Source organism: Leptospiraceae bacterium, from assembly GCA_025059995.1.
Lineage (GTDB): Bacteria > Spirochaetota > Leptospiria > Leptospirales > Leptonemataceae > SKYB61.
Genome location: JANXCF010000002.1, coordinates 193,264 through 213,057 on the forward strand (window position 1 = coordinate 193,264; position 19,794 = coordinate 213,057).

Annotated in this window: 16 protein-coding genes and 1 pseudogene; 8 read left to right on the top strand and 9 right to left on the bottom strand. The window is 34.7% G+C overall.

The window, feature by feature from the left end; genetic code table 11:
- Positions 1 to 13: 13 nt before the first annotated feature.
- The 9 genes and pseudogenes from NZ853_03315 to NZ853_03355 all read right to left on the bottom strand — a co-directional run bounded on the left by NZ853_03315 (position 14) and on the right by NZ853_03355 (position 9,140).
- Positions 14 to 1,564 carry a tetratricopeptide repeat protein gene (locus tag NZ853_03315; GenBank protein MCS7204703.1) on the bottom strand — a complete coding sequence of 517 codons (1,551 nt, stop codon included), beginning with the start codon at positions 1,562 to 1,564 and terminating at the stop codon, positions 14 to 16.
- Positions 1,561 to 2,322, bottom strand: coding sequence for a hypothetical protein (locus NZ853_03320; GenBank protein MCS7204704.1), 762 nt, complete (start codon positions 2,320 to 2,322; stop codon positions 1,561 to 1,563). Before NZ853_03320 ends, NZ853_03315 begins: the two co-directional genes overlap by 4 nt.
- On the bottom strand, positions 2,319 to 3,011 hold the full coding sequence (locus NZ853_03325; protein ID MCS7204705.1) for a phosphopantothenoylcysteine decarboxylase: 693 nt from the start codon (positions 3,009 to 3,011) through the stop codon (positions 2,319 to 2,321). Before NZ853_03325 ends, NZ853_03320 begins: the two co-directional genes overlap by 4 nt.
- A complete protein-coding gene (locus tag NZ853_03330; GenBank protein ID MCS7204706.1) occupies positions 2,983 to 3,534 on the bottom strand; it encodes a phosphopantothenoylcysteine decarboxylase in 552 nt (183 codons plus the stop codon). The genes NZ853_03325 and NZ853_03330 overlap by 29 nt, the downstream gene beginning before the upstream one ends.
- 191 nt (positions 3,535 to 3,725) lie before the next feature.
- Entirely contained in the window at positions 3,726 to 5,753 is a 2,028-nt protein-coding gene (locus NZ853_03335; GenBank protein ID MCS7204707.1) for a cation:proton antiporter, read from the bottom strand.
- Positions 5,754 to 5,860: 107 nt separating this feature from the next.
- Complete coding sequence (locus tag NZ853_03340) at positions 5,861 to 7,222, bottom strand: hypothetical protein (protein MCS7204708.1); 1,362 nt, start codon at positions 7,220 to 7,222, stop codon at positions 5,861 to 5,863.
- A complete protein-coding gene (locus NZ853_03345; GenBank protein MCS7204709.1) occupies positions 7,222 to 8,052 on the bottom strand; it encodes a 2,3,4,5-tetrahydropyridine-2,6-dicarboxylate N-succinyltransferase in 831 nt (276 codons plus the stop codon). Before NZ853_03345 ends, NZ853_03340 begins: the two co-directional genes overlap by 1 nt.
- 48 nt (positions 8,053 to 8,100) lie before the next feature.
- Positions 8,101 to 8,766, bottom strand: a complete 666-nt coding sequence (locus tag NZ853_03350) for a DUF2817 domain-containing protein (GenBank protein ID MCS7204710.1) — start codon at positions 8,764 to 8,766, stop codon at positions 8,101 to 8,103.
- A 50-nt stretch (positions 8,767 to 8,816) separates the two neighbouring features.
- A pseudogene (locus NZ853_03355) lies at positions 8,817 to 9,140 on the bottom strand (hypothetical protein).
- 3,263 nt (positions 9,141 to 12,403) lie between these two features.
- Between NZ853_03355 and NZ853_03360 the strand changes: the two are divergent.
- The 8 genes from NZ853_03360 (at position 12,404) to NZ853_03395 (ending at position 19,790) form a co-directional block, all read left to right on the top strand.
- Positions 12,404 to 13,789: a hypothetical protein gene (locus tag NZ853_03360; GenBank protein MCS7204711.1), complete on the top strand. Its 1,386-nt coding sequence runs from the start codon at positions 12,404 to 12,406 to the stop codon at positions 13,787 to 13,789.
- A gap of 87 nt (positions 13,790 to 13,876) precedes the next feature.
- On the top strand, positions 13,877 to 14,149 hold the full coding sequence (locus tag NZ853_03365; GenBank protein MCS7204712.1) for a hypothetical protein: 273 nt from the start codon (positions 13,877 to 13,879) through the stop codon (positions 14,147 to 14,149).
- A complete protein-coding gene (locus tag NZ853_03370) occupies positions 14,149 to 14,565 on the top strand; it encodes a hypothetical protein (GenBank protein ID MCS7204713.1) in 417 nt (138 codons plus the stop codon). The genes NZ853_03365 and NZ853_03370 overlap by 1 nt, the downstream gene beginning before the upstream one ends.
- Entirely contained in the window at positions 14,540 to 15,877 is a 1,338-nt protein-coding gene (locus NZ853_03375) for a hypothetical protein (protein MCS7204714.1), read from the top strand. The genes NZ853_03370 and NZ853_03375 overlap by 26 nt, the downstream gene beginning before the upstream one ends.
- Positions 15,874 to 16,518, top strand: coding sequence for a DnaJ domain-containing protein (locus NZ853_03380; GenBank protein MCS7204715.1), 645 nt, complete (start codon positions 15,874 to 15,876; stop codon positions 16,516 to 16,518). Before NZ853_03375 ends, NZ853_03380 begins: the two co-directional genes overlap by 4 nt.
- Complete coding sequence (locus tag NZ853_03385; GenBank protein ID MCS7204716.1) at positions 16,518 to 16,988, top strand: nucleoside deaminase; 471 nt, start codon at positions 16,518 to 16,520, stop codon at positions 16,986 to 16,988. The genes NZ853_03380 and NZ853_03385 overlap by 1 nt, the downstream gene beginning before the upstream one ends.
- 40 nt (positions 16,989 to 17,028) lie before the next feature.
- Positions 17,029 to 17,544: a flagellar motor switch protein FliN gene (gene fliN / locus NZ853_03390; GenBank protein MCS7204717.1), complete on the top strand. Its 516-nt coding sequence runs from the start codon at positions 17,029 to 17,031 to the stop codon at positions 17,542 to 17,544.
- A gap of 113 nt (positions 17,545 to 17,657) precedes the next feature.
- Positions 17,658 to 19,790 carry an ATP-binding protein gene (locus tag NZ853_03395; GenBank protein ID MCS7204718.1) on the top strand — a complete coding sequence of 711 codons (2,133 nt, stop codon included), beginning with the start codon at positions 17,658 to 17,660 and terminating at the stop codon, positions 19,788 to 19,790.
- Positions 19,791 to 19,794 lie beyond the last annotated feature (4 nt).

Consider the following 19,794-nt stretch of genomic DNA (forward strand, 5'->3'; position numbering starts at 1 on the left):
ACACGAAAAAAGACTAAATACGAGTAAGTATATTAGCAAGTTCTTCACGGCCAATCACCTTGATTTTTCGTAAATTCTGCAAAACTCGTTCTCCTCCACTCGAGAGTTTTGCACCGGATATGATATAGCCTTCGTTGGCATTCAATTCATTGATTTTGTTTTGAAAGTTTCTGATAAAAATATCAGAGATGGTTTGATTCTTCCATTGACGGATTTTGAACAATGCTTTTTTTCCTTCAAAATTTTGAGCTAAACAATCATAACCTTCATTATCTTCATTGGGAAGAGCCTTTATCACTTCATAACCAAAATAAGAAATCAATCGATTACATTTTTCCAAAAATTGATTTCTTGGTAAGGATATAAATGAATTAATGATTCCATCAACATCAATCGATGACTCTTCGGTTCTTTGTAAAGCATCTTTCATAAATTCTCCTGTTTGAGAGAGATCCAATTTGATTCCCATTTTTAATCCAGAGATATTGTAAATGAAATCCAATGAGAATAATTTATCCAACCAAGAATTGGCAAAATTCATAAAATCAAAACCAGATGGAGAGACATCACCTGCTTTGATAGTTCCTTCTTCTACAATCAATCGATAATCAGCAAGTTTTGAGACCGTTTGATCGTTAAGATCACGAGATTCTAAGATGAATAAATTTTCATGGGCATTATCTAAGTCTCCACCTAAGATTGCTATACATGCATAAGCTATCCGAATATAGTATTCTTCTTTTAGAAATCCTTCTTTTAGAACAATTTGCAATGCCATTCCTGCATGTTTCAAAGCTTGATTGTAGTTTCTTTTTTTGAAATAAAAACCCATCAATAATTTGTAAAACAAATAGCGAGTTTCGATTTGCTCAATTTGAGAAAGGTGATCTTCTAATTTGGTGATGATAGTGTCATCGTAGATCTTTCTCCGATAAAGTTCTATCCCTAAAAATAAAAGTGCTAATGTGTGATTGGGGTCTAAAGCAATCACTTCTTCAAAGAGCTCTATGGATTCTTTTTTATTCAAAATACTACAAACTATACCTCTTCCCAATAAAAATTCTGTTTGTTTAGGTACTAACGATATGAGTCTTTTAAAGAGCATATCGGCTCTTTCGAACATTTCCTGCCCAGCATATAAAAAGGCTAATCTTGCTAAAGCTTCGATGTTATTTTTATTAAAGCGCAAACTTTCTTCATAGTATTTGACGGTTTCTACGTAGTTTTCTCTACGATAGTAAAAATCTGCCACTTTGTTTATGATTTCAAAAAAAGATAAATTCGGGACCGTTTTTCTGATTTTGTAAAGTTGTTCATAATGTTGAATGGCATTTTCTTCATCTCCTTCCATTTCGTAAATCAAAGCCATTGTATAGTGATATTTGGGATTCTCAGGGTCTCTCTCTAATTTGCTGCGAATAAGGGCACGTGCATCTAAATAGTTTCCTTCTCTTGCTAAACTCAAAGCTTTTTCTACAACATCTTTGCGCAAACTAAAAAAGTAAATAAAAATGCTTAGTGCCAATACTGATAGAATTCCTACTACAATTCCAACAATATTCATAAAATATTAACTTCTTCGTGGGGAATGAAAATACTACCAACATTTCTTGGAACACCACCATAAGTGAAAATCTTTTCTATAGTCGAAAGAGTATGCTTTTTTAGCGATAAAAGAGCTCTTTGTTTTAGTTTGAGTAATTGAAAAAACTTGTGCCATCCCAGGGGGAATTCGTATATGATGCGGAGTTTTTCTAACCAGTTTTTTCTATACCATTTTCGAAGATAATGCTCATGTTCAAACAAGTAGGCATTTTCCGGTCTATCTCCAGCAACTTTGATAAAAACAATATAACTATCTTTTTTAAAGATTTCATAAGAACCCACGAGTTCAATCAAGTAGGCAGCTTCCATGTCACAAACATTTGCATGAAATTGATACTTTAAATCGATTTTTTCGATAGCATCAAAAACAGGTTTGTCAACTGTCACAAGAGTATATCTACCTGGACCACCGGCGAATTGGACTTGGTTTTTGGCTTTTACTATCGTATTGATCTTTACGAGATCACCAACTTGAATCCTCTCTCTTTCATCCAAAACTCCAACTAAACCGGCATTGATAATGACCTCTGGAACGACGTTTTCTAAAATCTTTCTGGTTTTCTTTCTTTCTTGTAACCCAGGTCCGGTAGTAGCTGCATATAAAGATGGATACTTCTGGGATTGATATGCATAGACATTTTTATTAAATTGAAAGGGATGTTCTTTTAATATTGGTTCTAACTCTTCACGCAACCCCGTCAGAAGTAAAACTATCATATTTTATCAAATATTTCGGAGATTCTTTGATTTAGGTAATGAAAAATCTCCATGCAAACTTTATCTTTTTTCAAAGGACCTATTTTGTGGGTTTGATTCCAGCGATCAAAAATATAAACTGTGTTTTCATTGTCACCAAAACCCATATGGGTTTTATAAACTTGATTAGCACAAATGAAGTGTATATTTTTTTTCTCTAGTTTTTCTTTTGCATAAACTTCTAAGTGATTGGTTTCAGCCGCAAAACCCACTAAAAGAAGCTTTTGGTAGTTTTTTTGTTTTTCTGTTCCAATGGTCTTGAGGATGTCTATGGTTGGTTTTAGTCGTATGATTACTTCTTCTTCGGACTTTTTGATTTTTTGTGTATATACGTCAGCAGGAGTGTAATCCGCTGGAGCTGCTGCCATGATCAAAAGGGTATTGTCTTCTAACTCATTGAAAACAGCCTCAGCCATGGATTCAGTGGTATCTACGGAAATGTTTTTGACTTCTGGAACTTCTTTATAGGGTTTTTCAGTATAACCAGCAATGTAAACCACTTCCCGAAAAAGGGATTTTCCAATCCGTGCAAGTTCATAACCTGTTCTTCCAGATGAGGGATTAGAAATATATCGGACAGGATCAATCCATTCCCTTGTGGGACCTGAAGTCACAATCAACTTAAATTCTTGTGAACGATAGGCTTTCATAGTGATACTTTAGGATGTATTTTTCAATCTCTGTTATATCCATCATTTTCCCAGGACCATGATCCCCACAGACCACTTCCCCTTCCGAAGGGTCCAAGATGATTACTCCATCTTCTTTTAAGGTTTTTAGGTTTCTTTGGACAGCTCTTGAAAGATACATGTTTGGATTCATTGCTGGCGCTACTATCACCGGACAAGTCATTGCTAAGTAAGCAGTGGTGATTGCATCGTCTGCAATACCATTTGCCATTTTTCCAATGATATTTGCCGTTGCGGGAACCACAGCAAAAACAGAAGCCTCATTTTTTACGTCAATATGCACCATTCCACTTTCCCAATCATCAATGATTACTGGTTTGTTGGTCAACGCTTCAAAAGTAACTTTACCAATGAGTTTAGCGGCATTTTTCGTCATCATCACTCTGACAGGTATTCCTTTTTTGGTTATACTTCTTACCAACTCACAAGTTTTATAAGCAGCAATACTTGCGCTCACTGCAATAACGGGATGTTTTATTATCATTAATATCAATTCTTTTTTGAATTTTGAGATTTACTATAACTTTTTGATTTTCAATGCTTGTTTGGAGCTCAGTTCAGTAGATTTTTAAGGAAATAAAAAACAATTTTTGAATATCAACTTTACTAAATGTCGCTTTAATTCGGAGAAGTTTAAACTTTAGTTTTTGACTTTTAAAAACAAATCACAATTCGTCAAACATAAACACTTTCTGAGGTTTCTTGTCTTGGGTAGATTAGGATTTTGTTGTTTTTGGGTAAAGTTTCATCAAGAATATCAATCAACGAATCAAAAATATCGTGGTAAGAAATAAACCCTTTTCGTGCACAAAAGAAAACCACCAAATCCTCATTATGAATTTCACGGAATATCTTTTCCAAATCTTTTTTTTCTTTCCAGTCTTGCTGAATGTGTCGGATTTTTAGCGTGTTTTTAGGAATGAATTTTTGGATTTCTTCGTAGGTCTTTGGGTTTGCCACTAAGTTGATCTCAAGATTGAGCTTTTGAAAAACTTCGAAGATTTTTGTTAAAATATATTCAATGTTTTTTTCTTTTTCGAGGAACTCACTCAGAAATAAATACACTTTCTTACTAAAATGAAGAGGATACTGAATATTCGTAATGAGGATGTTTTTCTCACTATTTTCTATGATGGTTTTGATTTTTTGTATTCCTAAAAGTTTATCTAATAAAGACACCTTTGATGGCCAACCCAAGATGATTATATTTGCCATGATTTCTCGTGCTTTGATGGCGATTCCACTTGCAGGATTTGTCTCAATGGCAGCAATCAATTGAAAATTATGATCTTTTTCAGATGTATTTTGCAAAATGTAATTTTCGATGTTTCTTTTGGCTTTTTGGATATTTTCTTCGGCTTTTTTATTATTTTCAACCACAGTCAAAATATGAATGGGATGAGAAGAATGATTCTGAAGGAGCTTTGCTAATTGAATTAGTTTATCCATGGCATTAAGATTTACTACCGGTATAAGGATGTTTTCGGTTTCTTCGATGCTTGGTGTTTGTTCACTTTGTAAGGCAATTTTCTTTGCAATGTAGTCCGTAAGAAATGAAGAAAATAAAGAAGTGAGCATGATTAAAATGATGGTTGAATTCAGTATTACTTCATCGACAATTTTGAGCTCAAATCCTACCAGCATGATGGCGAGAGTTGCAGCGGCATGAGCACTTGTCAGTCCATATAGTAAAGTCATTTGATCTCTACGCATGGGGAAAAACAATCCCATGGCATAAGCGGCTACTCCTTTCGTGATGATTGCTACGACTGAAAGCAAAATCGCAATCCCAAAGGTTCGAAAGTCTTTGAATAAAACTTTGGGATCAATAATCATTCCAACAGATATGAGAAAAATGGGAATAAAAATGGCATTCCCAACAAAAGTGATTCTTTGCATCAAAACCGACGATGAGGGAATATATCGGTTCAGAGCTAAACCCGCAGCAAAAGCTCCAATAATGGCTTCTAAGTAAATACTTTCTGCCAAATACACAGAAAGAAAAATAAAACTAAAAACCAAAGCCAATTGAAGGTGTGTTTCGCTTTCTACTTTTTGAAAAATCCATTTCGCAATTTTGGTAAGAACCAAAAAAATAAAAAGTAAATAAACACTAAATGCCACTAAGAAAAATACCACAAAATTGGCTTCCATGACTCCTTTGGCATAGTTTGAAATAAAAATAAACAATAACAGAACCAACGTATCAGTGATCATTGTCCCACTAACTGAAATTACGACTTCCTCTCGTTGGGTAAGTCCTAATTTACTTACAATAGGATAGGCAATCAAAGTATGTGTAGAAAACATGCTTGAGACCAACAAACTTCCTAATAAATCAAGTCCAATCACATAATAGCACAATGGAAAAGACAAAAGCAAAGGCAGCCAAAATGTAAACATTCCGAATGTTAAGCTTTTGTGTTTGTTTTGTTTGAATTCAGAAAGATTCAATTCCAATCCCGCTAAAAACATAATATAAATCAACCCTACCTTTGCGAAGAAATCAATGATGGGGGTTTTTTCGATGATTTTCGTGTTGTTCGGACCAAGAATGATCCCCATAAGTATCAAAACAAAAATATAAGGAAAGTTGATTTTTTTCGAGAGGATGGGAATGATGAAGATCAAAAGAAAAATGATAAAGAAAAATAGGTAATTGTTCTTATGAAATTGAAGAAATTCAAGAAAACCTATTTCCATCATTGATTTGTAAAAAAAATTAAGTAGAAATTGGTCAATGAAAATTTGTTTTTCTAAATTTAGAGCATTTTCTACAAATGGATAGTTTTTTGGGTTTTTGTTTAAGATCAAATTTTGGTTTGAATTTTAGTTTTTTTTATCAATTCCAAAATCAAGAAGCCAATTGTTGATACAATAAATGTGGTAAGAAAACTAATGATTGTGGTTAGGGCAAAGTAGAGTTCGAAAAATTCACAAATCAAAGTCGTTGTTACATTCGTGGCGATACTCAAAACTATCACCTTTGAAGAGAGAGGTTTTCGGAAGAGAATATAGAGGGTTGTGGTTGTAAACAAAACCCCATTTACGTAGTTCATCATGCCCAAAGCAAAAGATAGAAAATCTTGATTTTTTTTATAAAAAATATAAACTAAACTAAAAGAAAACATAACCACTAACGAAATCAAGCTATAAAAATAGTTTTTGAAGTTCCATGGGAACTTCCTCAAAAGAGATTTCCAAATGGCTCCAGTTGAGTGGATGGTGGAATCCAAAGTAGACATTGCCGCAGCAAACACAAAAACCAAAAAAAGGTTTTTCAGAACAAGGGATAAAAGTAAGTCGTGAGGAATGCTCAAAACGTACGAAAGCAGTGGGGATTTTTTATCAAATTCTCCTTCATGAGAAATCTCATACCCGATCAAAAAGAAAATCAAAATCACAAAAAAAACTACCCATCCTGAAGTAAAAAGTGATCTTTTTGCTTCATCAAGCTTTCGAACACTCAAAACTCGCTGTAAAATGTCTTGGTCAGCTCCATGAGAAGATAAAGTAAGTAATATACCACCAAAAAAGAGAAATAAAGATCGACTCAACGAAAAGTTTAGTTCATCCAAACGAACAAAAAAAGAACCATCAAAAGAAAATAACAAAAGAACCAAAATTCCGAAAAGAATCATGATCCCCCCTTGGAACTGATCTGTCAAGATCACGGAACGAAGACCACCACTCAGACTATAAATCCCTACAAAAAACCCCATGAGGATCAGATTCCAAACGATGGGTAGTTGTGTGATTTGACTTACTGCATAGCCTGCAAGGAAAAAACGAACACTCCCAGAAATATACTTAGCAATCAAAAAAGCAGAAGATAAAACATATTTTCCTTTGGGGGTGGTGATTCCTTCGTATAAAGACAGGCTCGGGAGCTGGTGAATATGTGGAAGATAAAACCAAGAAACAAGATACCTTCCGACAATATAGCCTAATCCTAAAAAGATAATACTTCCATTTTTTTCATAACCTACGGCAGGAAAAATCAAAATCGTAGCTACAGAGGTTTCCGTGGCAAAGATAGAAATCAGGGAAGATTTCCAACTTGTTTGTCGGTGGTTATAAAAATACGAATCATCACTCTTTTCTTTATCAATCCCTAAAATTGTTATATAAGTAAGGATGGCAAAATAAACAATCAGTAAAAAATATTCCATCACACTGGGACTTCGAAGTCCCTGAGGGCTTCGTTAAGGGAAGTTTTTTCATCTGTTGTGGTTTTTCGTTTTCCAATGATTAATGCGCAAGGTGTTCCATACTCACCCGCAGGGAATTTTTTGACTCTCGTGCCAGGGATAACTACGGAATTGGCAGGAACCCGACCTCGATAAATGACTTCTTTTTCTTGGGTTACGTCAATGATGGGGGTTGAGGCAGTCAAAATCACACCTGCGCCGATCACAGCTCTTTCTTCCACAATCACACCTTCAACGATGATGGCACGAGAACCAATGAAAGCATTGTCCTCGATAATCACAGGAGTTGCTTGGGGTGGTTCCAAAACTCCCCCAATCCCCACACCACCACTCAGATGAACATTTTTTCCAATTTGAGCACAGGAACCCACCGTTGCCCACGTATCAATCATGGTTCCTGTATCTACGTAAGCTCCGATATTCACATAACTTGGCATCATGACGACGCCTTTTTCTACGTAAGCACCATAACGAACCAAACCATGGGGAACAACTCGAACTCCTCGTTGTTGGTGATCAATCCGAACAGGGATTTTATCATAAAAAACTAAATCTCCCGCTGTGATGGTTTTCATATCTTCTATTCGAAAGTATAAGATAATGGCTTTTTTTATCCATTCATTGGTTTTCCAATTTCCTACTGAAATTCGCTCAGCAACTCGCACAATCCCTTGGTTTAGTAAATCAATCACTTCTTGGATTGCTGAATGATATTCTTTGTTTTTTTTGAAGTCAGGATCTTCGTAGGCTTTATTTATGGTTGTTTTTAATTTTTCAATATGCTCTTCCATGATTCCATCCGTTTGAAATTCAGAGTTTAGAAAAGAAAATTTTTCCGTTTATAGATAAAACTCAAGCGAAACCAGTATTGCTTTGAGGTGTTGTTCCCAAACTTCTTCAGGTGGCTGATTCCGTAAGATTTCCAATGTGATTGTAGGAATGTTTCTTTCCCAACCGGCATATGTTCCTAAGCTACCGGGAGTAGGATAACCAATGTCGGATTTAGGTTCTAAGTGATTGTATTCCGACATGGCTTTTGCTAAATCATAGCAATTCCCGTTATAGTTAATCATGGGGTTTTCATATGAATGAAAAGAGATAATGAATTTGGGTTGGATTCTTTCTATTAGCATCATGGTTATTTTTGTTTCGGGTTCACTTGCTGGATATGGTCCAGGATAATACTTGGGGTCTGTAAATTCGGAGCTCCAATCCTTTGTCGGAAGGTTTCGGTTTAGGTCCACGTTATTGTGATTGGTTCTTCGAAGAACGGAACAACCATCAGGATTCATTCTAGGACAAATCCAAAGATTGATTTTATCCGGGATCACAAGATTTTGTTGGCTAACTTCATGAATAAAACGTTCCAAAAAAAGAAACCCTTCGGACTCATTGCCATGAACACCACCAATGAACAATACCGAAAAAAAAGCCTCTGGATTTTCTTGATAGTAGAGCTCGATGGATTGATTTTTCACTGAGTATCCCACAAGTTGTTTTTTCATAAGACCAAGTTATTTAGTATTGTTTCGACTTGTAGAACTTTTTAAAAAAACTAATCACTACTTCTTCCCATGAGGTATTTTTCAATATAATCAGTGATATCTTGTATGTTTCGATTGATCATCCTTTTGAACTCTGGAGGAATGTTTTGGGATTTTACCATACGATAGTAGTTTAAAGCATTTTTTAGCATTTTTCTACGTGCAAATTCTTGGGCTTTGATAAGAAGAGGTTTGTATTTATAATAAACATATTCTAGTGTATGATAATCTTTACTCAATTGAAAGGCATTAGGGATTTTGCTAAAATCATACGTTAGCGTTAAGAAGGGAGCATCTTCTTCTTCGGGGGTTTTGAGTTCAAGAACACCCCGAATTTCTTGAACAGGTGGTTTGGATTCTGATAAATCCATAGGGGGTAATTCCAAATCTTCCACTCCTTCACCCAGTTGCTGATGGAGGGTTTCTTTCTTTGCTGAACCGGTAGTGGGCGTGTTGTCACCTTCTTGTTCTTGAGGTTCAGTTTGATCGAAGGGTTCTAACATTCCTCGTTCTTGTTCTTGTTGTGCAGTGTGGGGCATTTCACTGGTTTGAGGAAAGCCAGAAGGTGTAAATAGGGTTTCTGTGGTTTTCGTGAATTCATCTTGAATTTCTTCCGGGTCAGGTAAATGTAATGTTAATAAGTCAGGATTGAGGAATTCCACTTTAGAGATGGTTTCTTGTGGTTTTGATTCCAAGTCCGTGGAAAAATCATCGGGGGTTTCAGGTAAATCTAAAGATACCAAAGCAGGGTTTTGGAATTCCACTTTAGAGATGGTTTCTTGTGGTTTTGATTCCAAGTCCATGGAAAAATCATCGGGGGTTTCAGGTAAATCTAAAACATTCAAATCAGAATAAGAAAACAAATCATAACCTTGAACTTTTTCGGATGTGGCTTCTTCTTCAAAATCAGGTATATCTAAAACATATAGTTCAGGGCTGATTTCTTTTGTGGATGTTGAAATATCTGGTTTGGAGGTGATCTGCTCTGAGGAAGAGAGAGGTTGTTCTGATGCTAAACTTTCGTGAACTGATTTGGTGGAGATGATCGTTGTGGGGATTTCTTCACTTATCGTTTGATTTTCGAATATTTCTTCAGCTTCTGGCATTTCTAGAAGAACAAGATCATTTTTGTTAAAAGGAGTTGATACCATCTTGATGGATTCTTCTCCAACTTCTTGTTTTTTATCTTCAAACCAGTCCTCTTGTAGTTCAAGTTCATCGATGTTGATGATGGGAGCACCATTTTTTCTCTCGATTTCATCGACGATTGCTTCGGGTAATTCTAAAGCTTCAGAAGCTTCTTTATCTTTTGTAAGAGTTTCTTTTTTCTTTGTTGGTTTTGTTGGTTTTACGTTTTTGAGGATATTTTCTAATTCTTCTGTGTTATCAAGTTCTTCTCTTAGAGGTTCTGCTTCGATCTTGATGGTATTAAAAGAATTTTGGATTTCTTCGATGGCTTGTTGGATACCTTCGGGCAAATCTATTTCTTCTTGTTCTTGGAGCTGAGATGGGGTGGAAGCCCCCAAAGGACTAAATGTAGTCATTCCAAATTGATTAGTTTGAGTAGGAAGAACAGGAATAAAAATATCTTTTGCTTCTAAGGATTCTAAGGTTTGTTTTTCACGTGCTTGGGTTCTTAAAGCTTGTTCGAACTCTTCTTTTTTTTCTTCTAAGAACTTTTTTCTTTCTTGGTGTTTTTCGTATTTTTCCAAAAACTTTTCTCTTTCCTCGAAAAGATTGACTTTTCGGCGATCCTGTCCTGAGCGTCGATCAGGTCGATTGGGATCAAATACAAATTCTTTTCTGCGATCCTTCCCACTTCTTCGATCAATTAATGGCAAATGTTTAAATTTTTCCCATTCTCTTTCGAAATCTTCGTCGGTCCAACCGTCGGTTATCAGATTTCCTTTTTCATCAAACTTCCATTCTTGAGTTTGATCAAGTTCTTTCAAATAATCTTCAAAACGAGAAGGAACAGTCTGCCCAATCGGTAGTTCCTTTCTTGTGAGAGTAATTGCAGGGATTGCTACTTGTTTTCGGGACTCAGGAACTTCATCATCGTAAACAAACGAAGGAATGTAATAGTATATATTAGGAAGCTCTTTTTTCTGGGCTTTTATTTCTTTTTGTATTTCCCAATCTCCTTGGAAAGAAAAGGTTTTAAATTCTTTTTTTAGTTCTTCGATGATGGTTTTTTTGAGTTCTTCCCAACTCATGGGGATTTCTATCTTTTTTTCTGTTTCTTCAGGTTTTTGTTCCAACGTTGAAGCAAACTTCTTTTCTTTTGCTGTTTCATGAGTTATGGGTATTTGGCTGGTGGTTGGAGTTTTTGAGTAGTCTGTGATTTCGTTGGATTGAGGGATTTCTGTTGTTGCAGCTTGGTATTGAGGAGATTGGGTAGTAGTTTTTGTACTGACTTGTTCTTGGGTTAGGGGTTGAAAAGTAGATTTTCCTGCGGTGATTTGTTGGCTTTGTATGATTTCGGATTGGATGCCTTTGGATTGTATGTCTTTTTGGAAGGAAGCACTTTCCACTCGAAGTTCTTTTGCTGTTTCATGAGTTGTGGGTATTTGGCTGGTGGTTGGAGTTTTTGAGTAGTCTGTGATTTCGTTGGATTGAGGGATTTCTGTTGTTGCAGGTTGGTATTGAGGAGATTGGGTAGTAGTTTTTGTGCTGACTTGTTCTTGGGTTAGGGGTTGAAGAGTAGATTTTCCTGCGGTGATTTGTTGGCTTTGTATGATTTCGGATTGGATGCCTTTGGATTGTATGTCTTTTTGGAAGGAAGCACTTTCCACTCGAAGTTCTTTTGCTGTTATGGTGGCTTCGGGTAGTTCTATTTTGGGTTTGAGTTCTTTGAGGGTTTCCCCCATGATTTTGGTGATTTCTCTTGCAATATCTTCTGAGATTCTCAAAAGCCCTTCGTTGAATTTTTCTAAGGCTACTACTTGCGTGGATAAAGGAATTATGATTTCTGGAAATTCAATCGGTTCATCTTCTTCAATCCCCATAAGCCATTTTTTGATGTCTTCGATGTTGGTTCGAATTTTTTTTTGGATTCCTTCGTCAGGAATGCGCTTTTCGATCCGTTCGTATATGGATAGAGCTTCTTTTGCTCGTTGTTCTTCGACAAATTTTTCTGCATTAAGTAATGGTCTTCGATGCCGAGAAAAAGGAGAGGTTCGAGGTATGATTTCGTCAGTTGTGTATGTCACTTTTAGAGGTTTTCTTTTTTTACGAATTTCGGTTTTGATTTCTTCAACAGTTTTGTGAAGATCCGTAGTTTCTTTTACTGTTGGTTGTAATGGTGTTGGGATCGATTGAATGACACTTCTGAATTTCTGTAAGTCATCTTCATCAACCCTAAATACGATTTTCTGTTTTGCTTCGGGGATGGGAGGAGTTTCTTTTTGTTGTTGAGGTTCTTGTGGAGCTTCGCTTCTTTCGATTTTGTTTGGTTTTTCTTCTTCGGTTTCTCTTAGTAGATAATACGCCGCACCTGAAGCTAAAGAACCCAAAAGTAATAACAATAACCATTCCATATTGACTTTTTTACTACCATCGGCAATTTTAGTAGAAAAGAAAAAAAGTCAATAGGAATATGAAGTTTCAAATTCACAAGTTACTTTCAAACTTAGAAGGAGAGATACTTTTTAAAAATTCCCACTTATCAATTCCTTTTGTGGTTCCTGGAGACATCGTAGAAGTAAAAATTCAAAAAAGGCATGCACAACTCATCAAGCTCGAAAGAAACTCAAACTTTTCTCATCTGGTTGAACCAAAATGCAGATATTTTAGCGAATGTGGGGGTTGCAAAGGTCAACATTTGGATTATCCCTATCAATGGGGGTTAAAAACACAAGAACTAAAAAATTATTACCAAAAAGAGTTCTCACTCAAGATAGAAGAAGTATTGCCATCTCAAAAGTATCACTATCGCAACCGCATGGATTTTGTGGTAACCGAGGAAAAAGTTGGTTTACGAAAACTCTATGATTACAATTCCATTGTGGATATCGAACAATGCGAAATCCAATCCCAAGAAGCCAATGAGATTCTTTTGTCTTTTCGAAACTTGCTAAAAGAATACCCAAATTTGGGGTATTCACGAAAACTCCATCAAGGGGTCATAAAATATATAACCCTACGAGTTGGAGATAGCATCTTCGTAATTTTAACGATAAACGAAAATTATCACCACAACGAAGTGTTAAAACAATCATACCAAAATTTTTTACAAAAGTTCATACAAAAACTAAAAGAACTTCAGGACCAATTCCAAAAAACCATTTCCCTAAAGGAGTGTTATACAGGGACATTTTCTGAAGTTTCAAATGTACTGAATGGGAAAGTTCTTTTAGGCATGCCATATTTTGAAATCTCTTTCGCTGATTTGAAGTTTCAAATCCCACCAGATTCTTTTTTTCAACCCCATACTTCTGTCATAACTCAAATGATGGGAAAGGCGATTCAGTTTCTTAGAAAAACTAGAGCTCTTCCATCTTCTATTTCTTTGATGGATTTATTCTGTGGAGTGGGAACATTGCTTTTATTAGTTTATGATCGCTTGTCGGATACTTATTCTATAAAAGATATGATGGGAGTTGAATTCAGTGAATCATCCATTGCATGGGCTAAGGTGAACTTTGAATATTATCTTCGTTCCTCTCCAAAAATGACTTCTTTTGAGTTTCAAGCCAAAGATCTAACAAAAAAATTGGATATCAAACCCAGCGAAAATACAGTTTTGATTTTAGATCCTCCCAGAAGTGGTCTTCATAAAAACCTCATCAACTGGATCATAAAACATCAAAAACAAATTCGTTGGATACTTTATTTATCATGTAATCCTCAAAAACAAAAGGACGAAATCGAAATACTAAAAAAATTTTATCAAGTAAAATATATAGTTTTTGGTGATCCTTTCCCACATACAGCTCACTGGGAATCACTAATTGTCTTACAGGGTCATCAATTATCAAAATAAAGAAATCAAGGCAAATTTTCTTTATTTTAGAAAAAATACTTGAAGGAAACTTAACTTAGAATTTACTCTACCATCTGGGAGAAGCTTATGCAAGAACAAAACCAACAAGAAATATCAAAATTCCAGCAAGCTTATGAAGAACTCAAACAAAAGTTAGAATCCATCAGGGTGAAAGCAGAAGAAGAATTGAGATTATTGCGAGAGAAAGCCAAGGTTTATGGGGCAGGTGCAGAAGAATTCATCGATTCCGTTGGTAGATACGTAAAAGAAAATCCACAACGATCTTCCATTATTGCAATTTTGATTGGTTTTGTGATTGGTTTACTATTGGGACTATTAATCAAAAAGAATAACGATTAGTGCTTGAGAAAAATCCATCTTTATCCAAACCATTAACTGCTGAGGAAAAAGAAAAGTATTTTCGAAGAATCGAAAATTTTGTTTTTATCCTGTATGAAATATTAATCAAACCCAGAACGTTTTTTTTGTATTTCAAACAATATCTTCAGTTTGTTGTTAGAAAAAAACTTACTTTTGCTTTTTTCTCTCTGTTTTACTTTGTAGTGAGTTTGATTTTTCTGATTGCTTTTGTTCTTTTTTCGTTGGTAGCGCTGTTTTTTTTCTTTGAGCAAAGGTTTCGAAATCCAATTTTGAGTTCTTTTTTAGTAGCTTGGATTTCGTTTTTGATTTTTTTCGTTTTTTTATACATTAGTAATTTCTACTTAACAAGATTGAAAGATGTTTCTTCTTATGAAGACACTGAAAAATCAATTTAATATTTTTTTCGTTGGTTTGGTTTCCCTTACTTTTCTGTTTGAGGATATTTATGGATGGGGTGGGCATTATTTGATAACTCAAAAAGCTTTATCTCATCCAGAATTTCATTTCTTAGATCAAGAAGTAGAAGTAGAAAGTTTTGAGGATTTCCTTGCGAAAGAACGAGAAGGTCTCTATAAACTTTTTAAAGAATATTATGAATGGTTATATTCTTACCGACCAAATCGAATGAATCCAAAATATTTAGAAAAACCCTTTGACAAAGAAAACCCCACATTAGCAAGTTTTTTAAAAGCAGCTCGTTTGAATCCAGAAACGAAATTTTATTTGGTAAATCGAGTTTTGCCCGGAGAAAAACCAAAACAAAAAATTATTCCAACGAAAGAAGTTTATCCCTACTACAAAGACCAGGGTTTCTATTTTGTTTTTGAGGATGTCTCAAAGAAAAAGGTTTCTTTGCGATCCATTTTGATAACCTTTTCTGATGAGCCAGACTGGGTAATGGATCACCATTTATGGGAAATTCAAGAGTACGGTTATGGTAAGCAACCCTATGGAGAACCAGAAGGAGAAAGTAGCAAAGCCCCTTTCCACATGCAGTTTATGCATGAACCATGGCTTGTAAGGAATTTTGCTCCCTTCTTACTGGAAGGCATGGCAGTGGAGCGAATTGTTCTTTTCACGAAATTGGCGAAATATGCGAAAAAAACAAATCATCCTTACTGGGCATACCGATTCTTAGCTTGGACCTTACATTACTATCAAGATTTGGCACAACCTTATCATGCAAGAGCTGTCCCCGAAGGAAATACTTGGTATTATGTAAGATATATCTTGTCTTTTGATAAAAAAGGATTTCAAGATAGAACCACACAAGTTTTGAAAAATAAGCATTTTATTTACGAAGATTTCGTGAATGTGTACTTAGAGAAAGATTATATTTCACCCAATGATTTTACTAGGGCTTTATCAAGTTATTTGCAAAAAGAGCCATTAGTTTTTGACAACTTTCAAAAGTATCTTCAAGGTAAAGAAACGATTAACTACTATGATGTTGTTTGGGAATTAACTCAATATTCAACAGAGCATGCCTATGAATTGGATAAAAGCATACAAAAAATCTTTGGAGAAAAATATACTCGGGATCCAAAATACGATGTGGAAAGAGACCCTGAATACAACATCAGAAAAGTCATCGAAACACTAGACGAAGATAAAAAGAAATTATTGATTGAAATAACTGGCAGAGATTTCTTAAATACAGCGCAAATAACTCGTTTTGCAGTTTTGGATTTTTATAGAAATCCATGAGGACTATACTAGAATATTGCCAAATTTTAGGAGTGCAACCAGGAGATAGCTCAGAAAAAGTAAAAGCGGCTTTTCGTGCAAAAATCAAACAATTCCACCCTGACAAGGGTGGAGATGTCGAAAAAGCAAAACTCCTCCTTGAGGCTTATGAACGTTTGAAGGGAGGAGTTCCAATTTTACAAACCCAACAAAAACCCCAAGACCAACAAAAACAAGAAAAAAAACAAAATGAAAATACAGTCTATAAAGAAGCTTTTCGTGAGTTCTTGAATCGAGTTTTTAGTAATGACCCAATGATTTTGAAGATTATTAACGATGTCCTCAACCAATATGGATTTGATGAAATTCATTTTCCTTTTCGGGTAAAAAGATATTACAAACAAGAAGATGGTATTCATTCCGATGAAGCTATGAATCAATTTTTAAAATTAGAAAGAATGTTTCATCAAATTATGCAAAACTTCAATTCTCAAAAGGGAAGACCGATCAAATATCGGGCATTAGAACTCATTCAGGATTTGACCCAATTACAAGTTCGTTATCGTAGTTTGATGGTTCGTCATCCATCCATGACTTATAAGTGTCGTCAAAGGCTGGATCAAATCAAGGAAATCATCGATCATGCAAAGATGGTCTTGTGATGAATTTTTCTCATGAATATTATTTAAACGTAGCTCTCAAACAGGCAAAATTAGCAGAAAAAAAATGGGAGGTTCCAGTAGGAGCTGTTCTTGTGAAAGAAGGGAAAATAATTTCAAAAGGACATAACCTCCGAGTTACGAAAAACAATGGGATTTATCATGCTGAGGTGGTAGCTATCATCAAAGCTTGCAAAAAACTCAAGACTTGGCGATTAGATGGTTGTATTCTATATACCACCTTAGAGCCGTGTTTGATGTGTTCAGGTGCCATTATCCAAACAAGGATATCAAAAGTTGTCTTTGGTGCTATCGACGAAAAAGGCGGAGCGATTGTAAGTAAATATCAAGTTTTTGATGATCGTAAGTTAAATCACCACCCAGAATATGAATATATAAAGTGTGAGGAATGTAGTCAAATTTTAAAGAGATTTTTTCAAAACAAAAGAAGACAAATATCTGTTGATGCATAAAATAGTTGATAATGCTATACATTTGAATAAAAATTAAGATATGGCGGATGATTTTGAAGAATCCACATTGAGTGAAGAGCAGTTAGATGCGCTTTTAGGTTCTAGCGACATTGGAGCGAATTTAGGAAAGCAAAGTGATTCTTCAGCAGAAATTCAACAAATAACGGATCTTTTGAACAACCTTCCTCAATCTGATGTTACAATCAGTGATGAAGATTTACGTAATGTTTCTTTGGGAGAATTTGGAGGTACTCTTTTTACTGCATCTCCTACGGTAGATACAACGGAAGTTCAAAAGGCAGGAGTCGATTTAAAAACATTATATGATATTAATGTTCGTTTTGTTGTTGAATTAGGAAGGACATTTTTGTTTATTAAGGACATAATCCATTTGGGGGAAGGTTCCATCATTGAATTGGATAAAAACGTGGGGGATGAAGTGGATATTTACATTAACGAACGATTGTTTGGTAGAGGACGATTAATCATAGTTGATGAATATTATGGTGTTCAAATCACACAAATTCTAAATCCAGCCTTATTTAAAAATGTATAATTGATTTTATCTCATGTATAAGGTACAAAAAAATTTTTTTTTGTAATTAGATTATAAAATAACAAAAGTCGATAAGCTTTTTAAGAAAGGGAAGTGTCTTCAAAAGAAATGGTATGGATCGGGAAGTATTATTTCATCAAATTCATGCCAATATTAGAGAAATCGAAAAGGGAAACTTAGTAAAAGTTATTGAACTCCAAAATTCTTTGTCAGAGTTAGCAGAAACAATCCAAACTGAAGAAAAAGAAAAACTACAAACTATCATGAAAGAAATACCAAAACAAATCAAATATCCTCAAAAATTAGAGAAAACTCTATCGGATTTAAAAGAAGTTATAGAAAAGTATTTACCCGAATCAAGCATTCAAAATGAAAATCAAGAAAATATAAAATTCGAAAGTGCTATCAGCACTTCTACAAGACAAGAAGAATCAGAACTTTACTCATCAAATTATTTTGATCAACTAACAGATGATTTGGAGCTTTTAAGAAAGTTTTATTATGAAACAAAAGAGCATTTAGATAACATCCAAATCAATTTGATTGAGTTAGAATATGATCCAAGAAGCAAAGAAATATTAAATCAAATCTTTCGAAGTGTACATACCATTAAGGGATCTTCTGGTTTTTTGGGTTTAAAAAATTACGAAGATATATGCCACACGATTGAAGAAATTTTCGCTAAAGCTCGTGATGGTAAGATTTATCTAAGCAAAGAATTGATTGATATAATCTTCTTGGGGATAAAGCTCCTTCAAACATTACAAGATGTTTTTTTTATAGAAATCCAATCTAAGGAATTTGATATTCAAAGATTAATCAAAGAATTCAAAACGATAAATATATTTAGTTACGTTAAAATCATGAAGGAAATTGCTTCTAAGTTAGAATACAAAAAGTTAGGGGAAATCCTACAAGAAGAAGGAAAACTTCAGTTAGAACAATTAGAAAAAATTTTACAAAAACAAAAAGAACAACATCAACCCTTTGGGCAAATAGCCATAAAAGATGGATATATCAAATCAGACGACTTAGAAAAAGCCTTAAAAAAACAAGAAAGAATCAAAAAGAAAATTTTAGAAGGTCATTACGTAAAAGTGGCAAGTCATAAATTAAATACATTAGTAGACTTAGTAGGGGAGTTAGTAATCAATCAATCGATCCTAAAACAAGAAATTTTTGATTTGAAATCGAAATACAAAATTGATTTTTCGGATAGGACATTGAACCAGATCGACATGATCACTTCAATGGTTAAAAACATTGTTTTGACATTGGGAATGCTACCTATTAGGGAATTATTTAATAAGCTCAAAGTGGTAGCAAGAAACACTGCAAAAGAACTAAATAAAATTGTAACTACAGAAACCAAAGGAGAAGAAACGGAATTGGACCGTAGCGTAATAGAACTTTTGTATGAACCAATGATTCATATTTTGAGAAATGCTATTGATCATGGAATTGAAACCATAGAAGAGCGTTTACAAAAAAACAAATCCAAAACAGGAAAGATTCAACTCATGGCAGAAAACAAAGGAAGTGAAGTTTGGATCACAGTTGAAGATGATGGTAGAGGTATTCAGAAGCAAAAAATTTTGAAAAAAGCCGTCGAGATGCATGTGATTTCTGAAGAAAATGCCGTGAACTTAAACGAACGACAAGTGTATGAGCTTATGTTTGTTCCAGGACTTACCACAAAAGAAGAAACCACCTCTATCTCTGGGAGAGGAGTTGGATTGGATGTAGTGAAGAGAGCAATCGAGTCCTTACAAGGAAAAATAGAAATCCAAAGTAAAGAAGGAGAATTCTGTCGTTGGATTTTAAAAATTCCTCTAACTTTAGCGATTATTGATGGTTTTGTCGTAAAAGTTCTACAAACAAACTTTGTATTCCCTTTTCAGTATATCGAAGAAGTTTATGTATTCGATCGCTTTGAAGTATTGAATCAGGAACAATTGTTTGTTCGAAAGGAGGGTGTTTTGATGCCTGTCTATTTTTTTGAAGAAATTTTACTCGACAAAGGAATACCAAAGCAAAAAGGCATTTATCAATCTTTAGTGATAAAATACGAAAATCAAAAAGTCTGTATCGTTGTGGATGAAATCATAGGAAAGCAAGAAATTGTGATACGCAATTTAGGAGCTCTAGTGAAAAATCATCTCTATGCTGGTGGAACCATTTTTGGAGACGGAAGCATTGGTTTTGTTATTGATATTGAAAATTTAATGGAGAAATTGTTAAGCTAAGGAG

Coding starts and splice junctions, on each gene's coding strand:
- NZ853_03315 (MCS7204703.1), bottom strand. CDS start 1,564: ATGAATATTGTTGGAATTGTAGTAGGAATTCTATCAGTATTGGCACTA.
- NZ853_03320 (MCS7204704.1), bottom strand. CDS start 2,322: ATGATAGTTTTACTTCTGACGGGGTTGCGTGAAGAGTTAGAACCAATA.
- NZ853_03325 (MCS7204705.1), bottom strand. CDS start 3,011: ATGAAAGCCTATCGTTCACAAGAATTTAAGTTGATTGTGACTTCAGGT.
- NZ853_03330 (MCS7204706.1), bottom strand. CDS start 3,534: ATGATAATAAAACATCCCGTTATTGCAGTGAGCGCAAGTATTGCTGCT.
- NZ853_03335 (MCS7204707.1), bottom strand. CDS start 5,753: ATGGAAATAGGTTTTCTTGAATTTCTTCAATTTCATAAGAACAATTAC.
- NZ853_03340 (MCS7204708.1), bottom strand. CDS start 7,222: ATGGAATATTTTTTACTGATTGTTTATTTTGCCATCCTTACTTATATA.
- NZ853_03345 (MCS7204709.1), bottom strand. CDS start 8,052: ATGGAAGAGCATATTGAAAAATTAAAAACAACCATAAATAAAGCCTAC.
- NZ853_03350 (MCS7204710.1), bottom strand. CDS start 8,766: ATGAAAAAACAACTTGTGGGATACTCAGTGAAAAATCAATCCATCGAG.
- NZ853_03360 (MCS7204711.1), top strand. CDS start 12,404: ATGAAGTTTCAAATTCACAAGTTACTTTCAAACTTAGAAGGAGAGATA.
- NZ853_03365 (MCS7204712.1), top strand. CDS start 13,877: ATGCAAGAACAAAACCAACAAGAAATATCAAAATTCCAGCAAGCTTAT.
- NZ853_03375 (MCS7204714.1), top strand. CDS start 14,540: ATGAAGACACTGAAAAATCAATTTAATATTTTTTTCGTTGGTTTGGTT.
- NZ853_03380 (MCS7204715.1), top strand. CDS start 15,874: ATGAGGACTATACTAGAATATTGCCAAATTTTAGGAGTGCAACCAGGA.
- NZ853_03385 (MCS7204716.1), top strand. CDS start 16,518: ATGAATTTTTCTCATGAATATTATTTAAACGTAGCTCTCAAACAGGCA.
- fliN (MCS7204717.1), top strand. CDS start 17,029: ATGGCGGATGATTTTGAAGAATCCACATTGAGTGAAGAGCAGTTAGAT.
- NZ853_03395 (MCS7204718.1), top strand. CDS start 17,658: ATGGATCGGGAAGTATTATTTCATCAAATTCATGCCAATATTAGAGAA.